This window comes from Kribbella sp. NPDC104740 (assembly GCF_055583505.1).
The window spans coordinates 334436-350201 of record NZ_JBVJNV010000002.1 but is presented as its reverse complement, the minus strand read 5'-3'; the positions used below and the strand labels follow the sequence as shown (position 1 = coordinate 350201).

Annotated in this window: 12 protein-coding genes; 9 read left to right on the top strand and 3 right to left on the bottom strand. The window is 70.7% G+C overall.

Translation table 11 applies throughout. The features are described from left to right. The first annotated feature begins 95 nt into the window (after nt 1-95). The 9 genes from ACZ6Z4_RS11260 to ACZ6Z4_RS11220 all read left to right on the top strand — a co-directional run bounded on the left by ACZ6Z4_RS11260 (nt 96) and on the right by ACZ6Z4_RS11220 (nt 7343). Entirely contained in the window at nt 96-833 is a 738-nt protein-coding gene (locus ACZ6Z4_RS11260; RefSeq protein WP_363674100.1) for a helix-turn-helix transcriptional regulator, read from the top strand. Continuing rightward, nucleotides 830-2242 (top strand): Fe-S cluster assembly protein SufB, encoded by a 1413-nt coding sequence (sufB, locus tag ACZ6Z4_RS11255; protein WP_465561543.1) that lies wholly within the window; start codon nt 830-832, stop codon nt 2240-2242. The genes ACZ6Z4_RS11260 and sufB overlap by 4 nt, the downstream gene beginning before the upstream one ends. Further along, nucleotides 2242-3432, top strand: a complete 1191-nt coding sequence (sufD, locus tag ACZ6Z4_RS11250) for a Fe-S cluster assembly protein SufD (protein WP_465561541.1) — start codon at nt 2242-2244, stop codon at nt 3430-3432. Before sufB ends, sufD begins: the two co-directional genes overlap by 1 nt. A gap of 2 nt (nt 3433-3434) precedes the next feature. Continuing rightward, nucleotides 3435-3770, top strand: coding sequence for a non-heme iron oxygenase ferredoxin subunit (locus tag ACZ6Z4_RS11245; RefSeq protein WP_363674106.1), 336 nt, complete (start codon nt 3435-3437; stop codon nt 3768-3770). 22 nt (nt 3771-3792) lie between these two features. Then, on the top strand, nt 3793-4557 hold the full coding sequence (sufC, locus tag ACZ6Z4_RS11240; RefSeq protein WP_465561538.1) for a Fe-S cluster assembly ATPase SufC: 765 nt from the start codon (nt 3793-3795) through the stop codon (nt 4555-4557). Next, nucleotides 4557-5810 (top strand): cysteine desulfurase, encoded by a 1254-nt coding sequence (locus tag ACZ6Z4_RS11235; protein ID WP_465561536.1) that lies wholly within the window; start codon nt 4557-4559, stop codon nt 5808-5810. The genes sufC and ACZ6Z4_RS11235 overlap by 1 nt, the downstream gene beginning before the upstream one ends. Before the next feature lie 3 nt (nt 5811-5813). Next, a complete protein-coding gene (gene sufU, locus ACZ6Z4_RS11230; RefSeq protein ID WP_363674112.1) occupies nt 5814-6272 on the top strand; it encodes a Fe-S cluster assembly sulfur transfer protein SufU in 459 nt (152 codons plus the stop codon). Next, on the top strand, nt 6265-6648 hold the full coding sequence (locus tag ACZ6Z4_RS11225) for a metal-sulfur cluster assembly factor (protein ID WP_363674114.1): 384 nt from the start codon (nt 6265-6267) through the stop codon (nt 6646-6648). The genes sufU and ACZ6Z4_RS11225 overlap by 8 nt, the downstream gene beginning before the upstream one ends. Before the next feature lie 68 nt (nt 6649-6716). Further along, nucleotides 6717-7343: an acVLRF1 family peptidyl-tRNA hydrolase gene (locus tag ACZ6Z4_RS11220; RefSeq protein ID WP_465561533.1), complete on the top strand. Its 627-nt coding sequence runs from the start codon at nt 6717-6719 to the stop codon at nt 7341-7343. On the opposite strand, the gene ACZ6Z4_RS11215 is transcribed toward ACZ6Z4_RS11220, so the two are convergent. From ACZ6Z4_RS11215 to ACZ6Z4_RS11205, 3 genes are all read right to left on the bottom strand, one after another. Beyond that, entirely contained in the window at nt 7328-7873 is a 546-nt protein-coding gene (locus tag ACZ6Z4_RS11215; RefSeq protein ID WP_465561530.1) for a hypothetical protein, read from the bottom strand. The genes ACZ6Z4_RS11220 and ACZ6Z4_RS11215 overlap by 16 nt on opposite strands. Then, the gene (locus ACZ6Z4_RS11210; RefSeq protein ID WP_465561528.1) at nt 7873-8415 is read right to left on the bottom strand and encodes a hypothetical protein; all 543 of its coding nucleotides are present in this window, start codon (nt 8413-8415) and stop codon (nt 7873-7875) included. The genes ACZ6Z4_RS11215 and ACZ6Z4_RS11210 overlap by 1 nt, the downstream gene beginning before the upstream one ends. A gap of 115 nt (nt 8416-8530) precedes the next feature. Then, complete coding sequence (locus tag ACZ6Z4_RS11205; RefSeq protein ID WP_465561526.1) at nt 8531-15667, bottom strand: hypothetical protein; 7137 nt, start codon at nt 15665-15667, stop codon at nt 8531-8533. Nucleotides 15668-15766: the final 99 nt, after the last annotated feature.

The window sequence follows — 15766 nt, the reverse complement described above, 5'->3', positions numbered from 1 at the left end:
CTGCTCACGCCTCGCCTCGAGCTGAGGCGGAACGGCGTGAACCGGTTAGGGCAGCCTTATTTGAAGGGCCCTGGCAATTACGCGACACTGATGTTGTGAAAACTCCCACGCCTTCGAACCGCACGCCCTCGGGCGCCGCGGCGGCGCGGGACGAGTCCACCCGGGACCGGGTCGCCCGCTCGATCCTGACCAACGGGCCGTCCAGCGCCGCGGTGCTGGCCGAACGGCTCGAGCTGACCCCGGCGGCGGTCCGCCGGCACCTGGACCACCTGCTCGGCGAGGGGCTCGTGGAGTCCCGCGAGGAGCGGGTCTACGGACCGCGCGGCCGGGGCCGCCCGGCCAAGGTGTTCGTGCTGACCGACAGCGGCCGGCACGCGTTCCACCAGGCGTACGACGACCTGGCCGCGACGGCACTGCAGTTCATCGCCGAGGCCGGCGGTGACGAGGCGGTGGCGGAGTTCGCGCGCCGCCGGGTCGCCGAGGTCGAGGACCGGTACCGCGAGCTGCTGGACGCGGCCCCGGAGGGCGAGCGCACCCAGGTGCTGGCCCAGGCGCTGAGCAGCGACGGGTACGCCGCCTCCACCCAGCAGGCCGGTGCCGGCGCCCAGCTGTGCCAGCACCACTGCCCGGTCGCGCACGTGGCCGAGCAGTTCCCCCAGCTGTGCGAGGCCGAGACCGAGGTGTTCTCCCGCCTGCTCGGCAAGCACGTCCAGAGACTGGCCACGATCGCCCACGGCGACGGGGTCTGCACGACGCACATCCCCGGCTCGCACCCTGTGTCCGAGCCGGTCTCTCCTGTATCCGACGGCGAATCTGCGAGGACTGCACGATGACGCAAACCGCTCACCCCGAACTGGAAGGCCTCGGCAACTACCAGTACGGCTGGGCCGACTCCGACGCCGCCGGCGCGGTCGCCAAGCGCGGCCTGAGCGCCGACGTGGTCGCGGGCATCTCCACCCTCAAGAGCGAGCCGGAGTGGATGCTCGACCTGCGGATGAAGGGCCTGAAGCTCTTCGACCGCAAGCCGATGCCGTCGTGGGGTGCGGACCTGTCCGGGATCGACTTCGACAACATCAAGTACTTCGTCCGGTCGACCGAGAAGCAGGCCTCCAGCTGGGAGGACCTGCCCGAGGACATCAAGAACACCTACGACAAGCTCGGCATCCCGGAGGCGGAGAAGCAGCGCCTGGTGGCCGGCGTCGCCGCGCAGTACGAGTCCGAGGTCGTCTACCACCAGATCCGCGAGGACCTGGAGGAGCAGGGTGTCATCTTCCTCGACACCGACACCGGCCTGAAGGAGCACCCGGAGCTGTTCCAGGAGTACTTCGGCTCGGTGATCCCGGTCGGCGACAACAAGTTCGCCGCGCTGAACACCGCGGTCTGGTCCGGTGGCTCGTTCATCTACGTGCCCAAGGGCGTCAAGGTGGACATCCCGCTGCAGGCCTACTTCCGGATCAACACCGAGAACATGGGCCAGTTCGAGCGGACCCTGATCATCGTCGACGAGGACGCCTACGTGCACTACGTCGAGGGCTGCACGGCGCCGATCTACAAGTCGGACTCGCTGCACTCCGCGGTGGTCGAGATCATCGTGAAGAAGGGCGCCCGCTGCCGCTACACGACGATCCAGAACTGGTCGAACAACGTCTACAACCTGGTCACCAAGCGCGCCACCTGCGAAGAGGGCGCGACGATGGAGTGGATCGACGGCAACATCGGTTCCAAGGTGACGATGAAGTACCCGGCCGTGTACCTGATGGGCGAGCACGCCAAGGGCGAGACGCTGTCGGTCGCGTTCGCGGGCGAGGGCCAGCACCAGGACGCCGGCTCCAAGATGGTGCACAACGCGCCGCACACCTCCAGCTCGATCGTGTCGAAGTCGGTGGCCCGCGGTGGCGGCCGGACGTCCTACCGGGGTCTGGTCGAGGTGGCGCCGGGCGCGCACCACAGCAAGTCCACGGTGCGCTGCGACGCGCTGCTGGTCGACACCATCAGCCGCTCCGACACCTACCCGTACGTCGACGTCCGCGAGGACGACGTCGCGATGGGGCACGAGGCGACCGTCTCCAAGGTCAGTGACGACCAGCTCTTCTACCTGATGAGCCGCGGGATGGCCGAGGACGAGGCGATGGCGATGATCGTCCGCGGCTTCATCGAGCCGATCGCCCGCGAGCTCCCGATGGAGTACGCGCTGGAACTGAACCGACTGATCGAGCTGCAGATGGAAGGGGCCGTCGGCTGATGACCGCCACCGAGACCCTGGTTGCCACCGGCAACCGGGCGCACTCCCACGGACCGGGGTCCCCGGTGCCGTTGCAGGCCCGGAGCGAGCGGACCACGTCGTACGACGTCGCCGACTTCCCGGTGCCGAACGGCCGCGAGGAGGAGTGGCGCTTCACCCCGGTCAAGGCCCTCAAGGGCCTGTACGCCGACGAGGCGGGCACCGAGTCGCCGAAGATCGAGGCGCGCGGCCCTGAGGGCGTCGTCGTCGAGACCGTCGCCGTCGACGCGCTGAAGGCGCTCACCCCGCAGGACCGGATCGCCGCCGTCGCCTGGAGCCACGCCGCCGACGCGCTCGCGGTCCGGATCCCGGTCGAGGCCGAGCTGTCCGAGCCGGTGCACGTGAACGTCGCGAGCCTCGGCGGCCGTGGCTACGGGCACCTGGTGATCGAGGCCGGCCGGCACAGCCGGGCGACCGTGATCGTCGACCACACCGGCTCCGGCGAGTACGGCGCCAACGTGGAGATCGTCGTCGGTGACGGCGCCGAGCTGCGGGTCGTCTCGATCCAGCAGGGCGACCACGAGTCGATCCACGTCGGCCAGCACGACGCCGTCGTCGGCCGCGACGCCAAGCTGAACCACGTCGCGGTCACCCTCGGCGGCAAGATCGTCCGCCTGTCCACCAACGTCCGGTACGCCGGTCCCGGTGGCGACGCCGAGCTGCTGGGCGTGTACTTCGCCGAGTCCGGTCAGCACCACGAGAACCGGCTCTTCGTCGACCACGAAGCGATCAACTGCAAGTCCAACGTGCTCTACAAGGGCGCGCTGGCCGGGGACAACGCCCGGTCGGTCTGGATCGGCGACGTGCTGATCCGGGCCGCGGCCGAGGGCACCGACACCTTCGAGCTGAACCGGAACCTGGTCCTGACCGACGGCGCCCGCGCCGACTCGGTGCCGAACCTGGAGATCGAGACCGGCGAGATCGAGGGCGCCGGGCACGCCTCGGCGACCGGCCGGTTCGACGACGAGCAGCTGTTCTACCTGCAGGCTCGCGGCATCCCCGAGGACGTCGCCCGCCGGCTGGTGGTGTCGGGCTTCTTCAACGACATCATCGGGCGGATCGGCGTACCGGAGGTGGTCGAGCACCTGCACGAGGTGATCGAGCAGAAGCTGGCCCGCACGGCCGAGCTGACCGCGGCGGCCAAGGCCTGAGCATGAGTGACTCGTTCGAGCGTGCCTGCGCTGTGGCGGACGTCCCCGACGAAGGGGTCGTCTCGACCGAGGTCGGCGGGGTGGAGGTGGCCGTCGTGAAGAGCGAGGGCCAGTACTTCGCCGTCCGCGACGAGTGCTCGCACGCGCAGATCCAGCTGTCCGAGGGCGACGTCGGCAACTGCGAGATCGAGTGCTGGCTGCACGGCTCCCGGTTCGACCTGCGCACCGGTGAGCCGACCAGCCTGCCGGCCTACGACCCGGTCCCGGTCTACCCGGTCCGGCTCGACGGCGACGACGTCCTGGTCGACGTCAAGAACCCCCTGAACCAAGCTTCCTAACGACGGAGATAGAAGAACCCCCATGGCGACACTCGAGATCCGCGACCTGCACGTGTCGGTCGACACCGAGAACGGCCCGAAGGAGATCCTGCGCGGCGTCGACCTGACCATCGCCGGTGGTCAGACGCACGCGATCATGGGCCCGAACGGTTCCGGCAAGTCCACGCTGGCGTACTCGATCGCCGGCCACCCGAAGTACAACGTCACCGGCGGTACCGTGACGCTGGACGGCGAGGACGTGCTCGACATGGCCGTCGACGAGCGCGCCCGGGCCGGCCTGTTCCTGGCCATGCAGTACCCGGTCGAGGTCCCCGGCGTGTCGGTGTCGAACTTCCTGCGTACCGCCAAGACCGCGATCGACGGCGAGGCCCCGAAGCTGCGCACCTGGGTCAAGGACGTCAACAAGGCGCTGGCCGACCTGGACATGGACGCCGACTTCGGTCAGCGCAACGTCAACGAGGGCTTCTCCGGCGGTGAGAAGAAGCGTCACGAGATCGTCCAGCTGGAGCTGCTGAACCCGAAGATCGCGATCCTCGACGAGACCGACTCCGGCCTCGACATCGACGCGCTGAAGATCGTCTCCACCGGCGTCAACCGGTTCGCCGAGGCCGGTGACAAGGGCGTCCTGCTGATCACGCACTACACCCGGATCCTGCGCTACATCAAGCCGGACTTCGTGCACGTGTTCGTCGACGGCCGGGTCGCCGAGGAGGGTGGCCCGGAGCTGGCCGACGAGCTCGAGGCCAACGGCTACGAGCGCTTCGTGAAGTCCGGGGCGAAGGCCTGATGAGCGCCCGGACCTTCAGCAGTCCCCTGGACCTGCAGTCGGTCCGGGCGGACTTCCCGATCCTGTCCCGCGAGCTCGCGGGCGGGTTCCCGCTGGTCTACCTGGACTCGGCCAACTCGTCGCAGAAGCCGGCGCAGGTCGTGAAGGCGCTCGAGGACCACTACCTGAAGCACAACGCGAACGTGGCCCGCGCGATGCACCAGCTCGGGGCCGAGGCGACCGCGGCGTACGAGGGTGGCCGGGACAAGGTCGCGGCGTTCATCGGCGCGGCCAACCGCGACGAGATCGTCTTCACCAAGAACGCCTCCGAGGCGCTCAACCTGGCGGCGTACACGCTCGGGGCCGGCCTGAAGCCCGGTGACGAGGTGGTGATCTCCGAGATGGAGCACCACAGCAACATCGTCCCGTGGCAGCTGGCCTGCGAGCGGACCGGCGCGACGCTGAAGTGGTTCGGCGTCACCGAGGAGGGCCGGCTCGACCTGAGCAACGTCGAGGAGCTGATCACCGAGCGGACCAAGGTCGTCTCGCTGACCTGGGTCTCGAACGCGCTCGGCACGATCAACCCGATCACCGAGATCGCCGCCAAGGCGCACGCCGTCGGCGCCGTGATGGTGGTCGACGCGTCCCAGGCGGTGCCGCAGTTCCCGGTGGACGTGGCGACGCTCGGCGCGGACCTGCTGGCCTTCACCGGTCACAAGGTGGTCGGCCCGACCGGGATCGGTGTGCTCTGGGGCCGGTACGACCTGCTCGCCTCGCTGCCGCCGTTCCTGGGTGGTGGCGAGATGATCGAGATCGTCCGGATGACCGGTTCGACGTACGCGCCGCCGCCGGCCCGGTTCGAGGCCGGGACACCGCCGATCGCGCAGTCGGTCGGGCTCGGGGCCGCGCTGGACTACCTGTCCGGGATCGGGATGGACAAGGTCGCCGCCCACGAGCAGGCCATCACGGCGTACGCGCTGGACGGCCTGAAGACCGTGCCGGGGCTGAAGATCCTCGGGCCGACCGACGCGGTCGACCGTGGCGGAGCGATCAGCTTCGAGCTGGACGGCGTGCACCCGCACGACGTGTCGACCGTGCTGGACACCCGCGGCATCGCCGTCCGGGCCGGGCACCACTGCGCGCGGCCGGTGCACGAGCGGTTCGGAATGCAATCGTCGACCAGAGCGTCTTTCTACCTGTACACGACACCCGAGGAGATCGACGCGCTCGTCGACGGACTCGGATTCGTCCGAAGCTTCTTCAAGGTGGACTGAGATATGCAGCTGGACAGCCTGTACCAGGAGATCATCCTGGACCACTACCGCAGCCCGCACCACGCGGGCCTGGCGGAGCCGTACGACGTGGAGGTGCACCACGTGAACCCGTCCTGCGGGGACGAGGTCACGCTGCGCGTCGAGCTCGACGGCGAGACCGTGACCGGCGTGACGCACCAGTCGGTCGGTTGCTCGATCAGCCAGGCGGCGACGTCGGTGATGAGCGACCTGGTGATCGGCAAGCCGGTCGCCGAGGGGATGGCGACGTACGAGAAGTTCCTGGAGCTGATGCAGGGCCGCGGGAACGTGGAACCGGACGAGGACGTGCTCGAGGACGGGGTCGCCTTCGCCGGCGTCGCCCAGTTCCCGGCCCGGGTGAAGTGTGCGCTGCTGGGCTGGTCGGCCTGGCGTGACGCCACCGCCCAGGCGCTTGCCAAGACAGAGGGAGTCACCAATGCCTGACCAGACCGAAGAGAAGATCGAGCTGCCCGAGGTGGACCTCGAGGCGGCCGCGGCGCCGGCTGGTGGCAGTGTCGCCGTCGAGGACGTGACGGAGGCGCTCAAGGACGTCGTCGACCCCGAGCTCGGGATCAACGTCGTCGACCTGGGCCTGATCTACGGCGTCACCGTCGACGACACCACCACGGCGATCATCGACATGACACTGACGTCCGCGGCCTGCCCGCTGACCGACGTGATCGAGGACCAGACCCGGATGGCCCTCGACGGCCTGGTCAACGACTTCCGGATCAACTGGGTCTGGATGCCGCCGTGGGGCCCGGAGAAGATCACCGACGACGGTCGCGACCAGCTCCGCGCGCTCGGCTTCAACGTCTGAGCGACACCCCAGTACTGCGCTAGCCCGGGTCAGGTGGCCCGGGCTTTCGCATGCGCTAGCGTCACCGGGTGACTCGAATCGTCTCCGTCGCCCCTGAGCGGCTCGACCGGTGGCTGACCGGTTTCGGTGAGCGGCACGGCGCGACGTCGTACGACGTGTCGCCCGAGCTGGTGCGGCTGGTGGGGGAGGACGGCGCGGTCGCCGAGGTGCTGGTGCCGTTCGGGCCGCTCGCCGAGTTGAGCCGGGACGGGTTGGTCGCTCATGTGTTGGAGGAGCGGCGGCTTGGGCTGCTGCTGGTACGTCGGGGTGGCTACGGCGCGGGGGTGTTCGTCGGGGGAAAGCTGACCGACTCGAAGGTCGGCTCGCGGCACGTGCAGGGCACGACGAAGGCCGGTGGCTGGTCGCAGCAGCGGTTCGCGCGGCGGCGGGACAACCAGGCACGGGAGGCGTTCAACGCGGCGACCGAGGTCGCCGTACGGATTCTGGCGCCGGCCCGGCTGGACGTGCTGGTGACCGGGGGAGACCGGAAGGCGATCGACACCGTGCTGGAGGATCCGCGGCTCAAGGAGCTGCGCGGGCTGGTCCGGCCACCCTGGTTGGGGGTGGCCGATCCCAAGCAGAAGGTGCTCGAGCAGGCGGGCGTGGACGCCCGCGCGGTGCGGATCGAGCTGACCGACCCTCAGCCTTCGCCGTAGAGCTTGCGGAAGTCGATCAGGGTGTCGCGGTAGAACTCGTAGTCCTCGGTCAGCTTCGCGCGGGTGAACAGCTCGCGGTCCTCCTCGTGCGTGCGCAGGCCGAGCTCGGTCCAGAAGCCGTCGTCGGGCACCTCGTCGGCGCCGTCGGGCAGGAACTTCAGCGCCTCGGCCATCGCGTCGCGGGCGAACTCCCAGTTCAGCTCGACGGTCGCGCGGTCCTGGCCGGGCTGGCCGGTGTAGTCCAGGTCGGCGTCCTGCGCGCGCTGCGCCCAGACCGAGGCGAGCTGCACCCAGTCGCCCGCGTCGAGCAGCAGCGAGTTGCCCAGGCCGAAGCGGGCCTCGCTCAGCCGGGCCGCCTCCTCCGTGCGGTACAGCACCTCGACCTCACCGGCCGGCGAGCTGACCGTCCAGGCCTCCTCGCCCTCGGTGCGGGTGGTCTCGGGCGTCGCGGTCACCCGCGGCGCCTCGACGGCGGTGGCCAGCACGCTCAGGTAGACCTCGGCCTCGGCCAAGGTCCTCGCGGTCAGCATCAAAGAACTCCCGGATCGCTGTAGCTGTCTCGGACGACGAGCAGTCTGTCCACCCGAAACCTACCGGGTTCGGCGTCCCGGAGCGCGCGCCCCGCCTCGGTCCAGAAGGCGTCGTCCGGTACGGCGTCGGCGTCCGGCGGGACGAACTTGAGCACTTCCTCGACCGCCGCCCGGGCCACCGCCATCACCGTCGTCGCCTGCTCGTCGTCGGGTGCGGCGTCGTCCGGGACGGAGGCGGCGGCGCTGTCGGCGACCTCCATCCACTGGCCGGCGTCGATCAGCTCGGACGCCTCGGGACCGCCGAAGTTCGGGAACGGGCCGAGCGACTCGCTCTCCGGCAGACCGAACAGGTACTGCCGGGAGGCGCCGCAGCTCGAGCAGACGCCGGAGTAGCTGATCACCAGCTCGCCGTCCTCGTCGGTGAGCCCGTGCTCCCAGGGAGTGTCGATCGAGCCGCAGTCCGGGCACGGGTTCAGCTCCAGGAACAGCAGCGTCTCGTCACCGGTCCGGGCGATCGCGTACGTCGGTTCGTCGTCGCTCACCGAGCTCCCCTCTCGAAGGACTCCAGTCTCACCCAGCTCGCGCGGGTGGTGCCGAAGCTGGCCGGATCAGGCCTCGTGGGCGCGCGGCCCGGGCCCGCAGACCAGCCGCCGCGGCTCACTGGACGCCCATCCCGCTGCCGCGTTTGCCGCGGGCCATCGCCACGTGCCGCGCGGCGTGTGCCTTCGCGCCCTGCGCGCGCTCGGGCTCGTTGTGCGGCCCGGAGCGGCTGTGGTCGAGCCCGGTCAGCGCCGACGCGGGCACGCCCTTGTCCTCCAGCGCCTGGACGACCATCCCGCTGAACCGCTCACCCGCGCCCTTGGCGTCGTACAGGGCCCGCAGGTCGACCTTCCCCTCGGCGAGCATCGCCAGCGACGGGTGCAGCGCGCCGAACGCGGCGCCGTACCCGTTGTCGTCCTGGCCGACCATCGTGCCGTTCGGCAGCGCCCGGTACTGCTGCTTGCTGCCGTCCTGCTGCTTCATCGTGACCAGCACCTCGACCTGCTCGCTGCGCGCCCGCGCGAGCGCCTCGACCAGCGGCCGGTACGGCGCGACCGTCCGCGACCCGTCGGCCCCGGTGACGACCTCGCTCGCCGACACCCGCCGGACCGGCACCCGCTTGGCCAGCTTCGCGAGCTCGTCGGGGTTCCAGTTCTGCATCGGTGCCTGCCCGGCCTCCATCCGGGCCTGCATCGCCTCGAACTCGTGCCGGAACATGCTCAGCGTCACCACACCGGTCGCCGCGTTCTCGAAGGTGGCCTCGTGGGTGATCTTGGTCTGGTGGTCGCGGGTCGTCCGCTGCCGCCGCGCGTCGACGTGGAAGGTGACGAGCAGCTGCACGGTGACCAGCTCGCCGGACTCGTTGGAGTTGGTCTCGTCGCGGTTGCCGGAGGTGTCGGAGCTCTTCTCCTTGGCCTGCTCGCCGAACGACATCCCGACCGACACCCCGGTCGTCGGGTCCGAGGTCCCGATCTTCCGGCTGATCGGTGCGAGCCGGGTGCTCTCCTGGGTCGTGTTGACGGCGACCTGGTGCCGGTGCGCCTCACCGAGCTGCGCGACCTCCGCGTCGTCGGAGACGAGCTGCAGACCGGACAGGTCGGCCCGCAGCCGCAGCCGGACCTGCCGCGACCCGTGACCGGGCACCGGCAGACCAGGCGTCCACGGGCTGCCGGACCCGTCGGAGCGCTCGAACGCGGTCCGCCGGGCGCTGCCGTTCAGCTCCTCCCGGATGATCGCCTTGTTCAGCTGTACGCCGGCCCGCGTGAGCCAGCGCCGGCTGCCCAGCTCGCTGGTCACCCGCGTGACCAGGGCGTCGTCGAAGTCCGGGTCGTCGATCGTCTCCTGCTCGTTCGGCAGCTGCCCGTTCTGGTCGTGCAGTTGGATGCCGCGCAGGAACTTCTGCGGCGACAGGACCACCGGGCGGTGGTCGGTGAAGGCCGGCGGGTCGAGCGGCACCTGGTTGACGTCGGACGCGGGGACCAGGAGCGTCAGGCGGCCGGTAGCCTCGCGCCGGTGCGGCTCCGGGCGCTTCTCGTCGTTGCGGAACCGGTCGACGGTCTGCCGCAGCTTTCCCTTGGTGTCGGCGCCGACACCGGGGGGCTCCTCGACGTCGATGACGAGCCGGAAGTCGTGCTCGACCCGCTTGGGCTTCGCCCACAGCGCGCGGCTCAGGTGGGTGTTCTGGTCGACGACCTGGGAGGACTCGGCGGTGGTCAGCTCGGTGCTCAACCCCGCCGACCCGGCGTCGCCGTCGGTGATCCCGCCGCCGAGGTCACCGGTGTACCCGGTGCTGCGGGTGATCCCGCGCCCTTCCTCGGTGTAGTCGTAGCCCTGCAGGATGATCAGCGCGTTCTCGCTCTGCTCCTTGTCTTCGGCACCTTCCGCCTTGGCGGTGGCCGGCGCCTCGTCGATCGTGATCGCGCTGGTGCGCACCATCCGGACCCGGACCCGCAGGTTCCGCGGCGCCGACGTCCCGGGCTCCGCGCCGCCGAACGGCAGCTCCATCGTGAAACCGCTCGGGTCCTTCATCTTCTCGGCGTGCCCCCGCCAGCGGATCCCGCCCAGCTGGCTGCGGATCGCCGCGCTCACGGCCGGGTCCTCGATCGCGTCCGGGACCGCCTCGGCGACCGCCGCGTGCACCTCGCGCTCCAGGGTGCTGACGTTCCCCTCGCCGTCGCGGAACAGGTCGCGGTCGACCAGCCCGGCGCCCATCGTCGTCCGGTAGTGCTCGGGCAGCTCCACCTCGGCGCGCTGCTCGGCGATCTCGGCCGCGTCGGCCGCGACCTGCTCGAACGTCTCCGGCTGCGACCGCGGCTTGGTGACCTTCGCCGTACGGCGCAGCAGGTCCTTCAGCTGGTCGTCGGTGTGCGTCCCGGCGAGCCCGGTCGTCACCCCCTGCTTCTCGACCTGGTAGCGGCGGATCATCGCGGTCGCGGTCCGCCGGTCGAGGCTGAGGTTGCCGTCCTGCAGCCGCTCGACCGCGTCGGCGACCTTCTGCAGCGGCAGTGCGAGCTCCTTCTCGCCGTACATCCGCAGCGCGTCCCGCTCGGGCAGGGTCAGCATCACCCGGCCGCCGTCCAGCGGCACCCGCTTCGGCGCCGCCAGGCCGGTCGCCTTGATCCGCGCCTCCAGCTTCAGGTCGCCGACGAACTGGTAGTGCTGCCCGTCCTTGATGTTCAGCCGCTCGACACCACGGATCGCCAGCTCGTTGCTGGAGCTGGAGATGTTGCCCGACCGGTTGACCCCGACCGACACGTTGCCGCCGTTGCCGCTCGGGTCCACCGATCCGGTGCTGAAGCCGGCGCCGACGGTGTTGCCGGTCGAGCTGCCGGTGGTGAACCCGGCGCTGTCCAGGGTCAGGTTGATGTCGCCGATGATCGGGTGCCCGCTGCCGACGTACCGGAGGTTCTCGATCGTGGTGGTCAGCGAGATGCTGCCGCGGCGCGGGGTGAGACCGCGCTGCGCGATCGCCTGGTCGGTGTCGGACGGCGGCGGGCTGACCGCGAGATCGGTGCTGTACGGCGTGGTCAGCATCTCCGGGTGCGCGTTCAGGTTGCGCACGCTGACGAACCCGGCCAGGTGGTGCAGCGCGGCGGAGTCGGTCCGGGCCACCGCGGGCATCGCCGCCGCGAGCCGGGACGCGACGTCGCCGCCGTCCAGGTGCTGCCAGGTCGCCGACTGCAGCAGCTGCGGGTCGACCGCACCGTCGATCGCGACGCACTGCTCGTCGCCGCGGTCGCAGAACTCGCTGTCGATCGAGAGCTTCGCGCTGCCCGGGACGGAGACGATCGGGTCGGTGTCGCCGTCGGGCAGCACCTCGGTGACGACCAGCTGGTGGCTGACCCGGAAGTCGGCCAGCGCGCCCGAGCTCTCGGTCAGTGTCACGCCGTTGACCGTCGTACCGGTGACCCAGCCGAAGAACCGGCCCAGCGCCGACCGCCCGTACGACGGCCCGCCGTCCGGCGTACTGCCGGCCTGGCCTTCGCCGGGTTTGTTGCTGAACCCGAACCGGGCCGACCAGGGCAGGCCTTTCGACCGGCTCCGGGAGCGGCTGGTCGTGTTCGACCCGATGTGCAGGTTGGCGGCGGTCTGCGAGCGGTTCAGGCCGAGCCAGCGCGGCTTGTTCTTCCCCGAGAAGTTCTGCTCGATCGCGACCCGGAAGGTGCGCTCGTCGGTCAGGTTCCCGGTGTGGTGCAGCGTCAGCGCGAACACGAAGCCGCCCTGGCAGGCCTGGTCGTACCCGGTCTCCAGCCGGTGCTGCGACAGCTGCTGCGCGACCCGCTCGAAGTTCGCCAGCTTGCTGGCCACCAGCGCTGCGTCCTGACCGGCCAGGCTGCTCATCACCGGCTTGAAGTTGCGCAGCTCCGGCACCCAGCCCTCGTCGCTGAGGTACTGCACGAACGCCTTGTACGCCGGATCAGCGCCACGCAGCTTCTGCACCAGCGCCGGCCCGGCGCCGCGCAGCTGCCCTTCCTCGTCACCCATCCAGACCGGGAGCTTCATCGCCTCGCCCGGCTGCGCGCAGCCGCGGGTCAGGACGCCGCCGTCGGCGCTGATCTGGGCGAACCCGTTCTCGTCGAGCACCAGCGCGTCCTTGGAGACCGGCAGCCCGTAGTCGAGTGCCTCGTTCTCCGGCAGCCGGACGACCGCGGCGCCGTCGTGCTTGACGTCGAACGACTCGTCGTCCTTGTCGAGCCGGTGGAAGGTGAGCTTCTTCTTGACGGTGAACTTGACCCCGACGGTCTCCTCGGTGCGCTGCACGCTGGGGTGGATCGCGACGTCGCTCACGTTCAGGCTGTCGCCGCGGGAGACGCTCCGGCCGCCGCGCACGCTGGGACCGAAGTCGACGTCGGACGTCCAGACGTCGGTCAGCTCCTTGCCGGGGTAGCCCAGGGTGGCCGCGCTGGACGACGAGGTCCCGAACGACTGGCTGCCGGTGGCGCCGGTGAAGCCGACCCGGATCCGCTCGATCTTGTGCTCGGGGGAGCTGTCGCTGAGCAGCTCGGCCGACTCCTTGACCACCTCGGCCTCGAGCTGCGCGTAGGCGACCGCGCGGCCGCCGTTGTAGATGATCCGGCCGAAACCGCCCGGCCGGGTCGCCTCGGTCAGCGACGCCGGGGCGTCGTCGGCGCAGAGCGCGCGGATCTGGTCGTGCGCGGACCGGTCCAGGGTGCCGATCCGCGACTGCAGCCCGGCGATGCCCGCGTCGGCCAGGTCGTCCATCCCGTCGACCCGGGACGCGACCAGCTCGGGCAGCTCGTCGGCGCTGACCAGGTTCTCCAGCTTGGCGTCCGGTGCGAACACGAGGTCCTCGCGCCGGACCGTCTCGGCCGGCGGTGCGACGGTGTAGGTGTGGCTGATCCCCATCACCAGCTGGGTGGCGTCCTGCGGGTCGCCGGAGTCGACGACGTTCACCTGCGACCAGGGCTGGGTGACGCCCTGACGGACCTGCCAGCGCCACTGCGGCGCGTCGGCGGCGTACCGGAGGATCTCGCCGTTGAGGATCTCGACCGCGCCGTACGTACCGTTCTCCTGGGCGCCGGTGGCGACCGAGTGGCTGGAGCCGACGGCGTGCTCGAAGCCGGGGGTGACGAAGGCCGACGTGAAGTTCGCCGCGTGCTTCACCGAGCTGTGGTCGGGGAGGACGGCGGCCAGGGTCTTCAGGCCGGCGCCGCCGTTCTGGTTGAGGGACTCGATCGTGGAGGTGCCGACGCTGAAGCCACCCTGCCGCAGCTGGGCGAGCGCGCCCTCGTCGAAGGTCAGCGGCGAGGACAGCACCTCGCGCAGCTCGCCGGGGTTCAGCTTCACCTTGAACTGGACCAGGCTGTTCGCGTCGGCCCGGGCGTTGCTGCCGACCGTCAGCAGGACGCCGTCCGGCGACAGCACCCGCCGGGTCGCCGACCGCAGCCGCCGGTGCAGCACCTCGGGCGTGTAGCGGAACGGGTTCTCGCGGCGGGCCAGCTCCTCGTTCAGCTCGCGGGTCAGCTTGGTGAGGTGCGGGAAGCGGCCGGACGTGATGGCGGTGTGCTGGACGTCCTCCAGCGGAAGCGTCGCGGCCACAGCCTGCCGGTACGCCGTGACGCTGTCGCTCGCGGCCTTGGCGAGCTCCTGCACCTCCGGCCCCGGCTGGCCGCCCGAAGCCTCCAGCTCGTCCAGCTTGCTGAGCAGAGCGCCGTACGCCGTACCAGCCTCGCGGGCCTTGGCCGCCGCGGTGTCACAGGACGTAGCGATCTGCTCGTGCCGCCCGGCCTTCGACTCCGATGAGCGCGCGCTGACGCGGAGCTTGTGGGCCCGGACGCCGGCGGCGGAGTCCCTGCGCTTCCCCTCGTCGTCGGCGTTCTTCTTCGCTTCGCCGGCCGCCTTGGTCGCGGCCTCGGCCGTCGTACGGCGGTGTTCGGCGCGGTGCGTGAGCTCTTCGGCGGCGTGCTCCAGGCCGGCCATCTCCTGGACCACCTGCTCACGCAGATGGGCAGGCGTGTTCGGCTCGGCCGGAGCGGCGACGGTCTGGGTCTGCGGGACGACCTGCAGCCCGCGCTCGGAGTCGGGGAGCGCAGGAGCCGGCTGGCCGGTGCGAGCGATCGACCTGGCCAGCTGCTCCAGCTCGCCGTGCAGTTGGGCCAGCTTGGCGGCGTCGGGAGTGGCCCGCAGCTGCTCCTCACGCCAGTTCCGGCTGACCAGCCGGAACTGGTCGTACTGCCCGGCTGCCTGGCGTTCGCGGCCCTGGAACTTGGGGAACTGCGCCCGGAGCTTGCCGATCAGGCTGGTCGGCGCTTTGGAAGTGGACTCCCGCAGCGCGCCACCGATCTGACTGGCCCAGATGCGGGGGAGCTGCTCGGCGGGCACCCGGCCGGCGATCCGGACCTGGTGCGGGTCGGTCAGGCTGCCCGCGCGGACGGTGGTGTGCGCGACCAGGCCGTTCGGCGGCTCCTCGTCGACGACGCGGAAGTAGTGATTGCCGTGCTCGGCGGTAGTGACCAGACCGAGGCCGCGGCTGGTGACGTCGTTCGGGGTGGTGATCTCGCCGGGCAGGTCGCTGGGCCGGACGAGCTTGATCGCCTCCAGCGCCTCGGCCGGGGTCAGGTCGGGCTGCGACTCCGGGCGGCCGGTGGTGGTGAGGCCGCCGATGGCCGGCGTACCGGTGGTGCGGTGGACGGCGCTCTGGTGCCTGACGCCGGCCTGGCGGCGGTGCCGACCTCGGCCGGTACGCCGTACGAGAGCTGGGGGAGTGCCGGGGCGTCCGAGCTGCTCTGCTTCGCGCTGGATGGCTGACGCGTTGCGGACGGCGTCGGCGACCAGGGGAGCGCGCTCGGTGGCCCGCTCGGCCGCCAGGCGGCGTACGGCGGAATCGGTCGTGAGCTGGTTGCTCTCCAGGACGTTGCGCAGCACTGTGCGGGCCTGGTCCTGCACGTCCTCGGAGGCGTCAGGCAGGTCGAGCAATTGGTCCAGCGCAGCCGTTGCGCCGTCCACCGGCGACGTACCGCCGCGGCTGTGGTCGACCTCAGCGCCCAGCGCGGCGACCGCCTCCACCAGCAACCGCTGGTCGGTGACGTCCTCCCTGGCAGCCATCGCGGCCAGCCGCGTGTCCAGGCGGTTCATCGCCGCGTGCTCCAGCAGCTCGCCGGAACCGCCCAGCCGCACCCGGCCGTCGTCGAGCGCGACCGCCTCCGGCGACACCACGCCCAGGGCCACACCCAGCGCAGCGCGAGCCCGCTCGGCCGGTGTGAACCGCAGCTGTGCCTCTGGTGCCTCCGTCATCGCAGCTCCAGCCCCCGCTCCTCGTTCAGCTCATGGTGACGCAGATGTGACCGCAAAGTAACCGTTGGGGTTCCACCAGGCAACCGACTGTCGATCTCG

Bases quoted from the DNA above. Each gene is read 5' to 3' on its own strand.
- sufU (WP_363674112.1), top strand. From the start codon at position 5,814: ATGCAGCTGGACAGCCTGTACCAGGAGATCATCCTGGACCACTACCGC.
- sufD (WP_465561541.1), top strand. From the start codon at position 2,242: ATGACCGCCACCGAGACCCTGGTTGCCACCGGCAACCGGGCGCACTCC.
- ACZ6Z4_RS11225 (WP_363674114.1), top strand. From the start codon at position 6,265: ATGCCTGACCAGACCGAAGAGAAGATCGAGCTGCCCGAGGTGGACCTC.
- ACZ6Z4_RS11245 (WP_363674106.1), top strand. From the start codon at position 3,435: ATGAGTGACTCGTTCGAGCGTGCCTGCGCTGTGGCGGACGTCCCCGAC.
- sufB (WP_465561543.1), top strand. From the start codon at position 830: ATGACGCAAACCGCTCACCCCGAACTGGAAGGCCTCGGCAACTACCAG.
- ACZ6Z4_RS11235 (WP_465561536.1), top strand. From the start codon at position 4,557: ATGAGCGCCCGGACCTTCAGCAGTCCCCTGGACCTGCAGTCGGTCCGG.
- ACZ6Z4_RS11205 (WP_465561526.1), bottom strand. From the start codon at position 15,667: ATGACGGAGGCACCAGAGGCACAGCTGCGGTTCACACCGGCCGAGCGG.
- sufC (WP_465561538.1), top strand. From the start codon at position 3,793: ATGGCGACACTCGAGATCCGCGACCTGCACGTGTCGGTCGACACCGAG.
- ACZ6Z4_RS11215 (WP_465561530.1), bottom strand. From the start codon at position 7,873: ATGCTGACCGCGAGGACCTTGGCCGAGGCCGAGGTCTACCTGAGCGTG.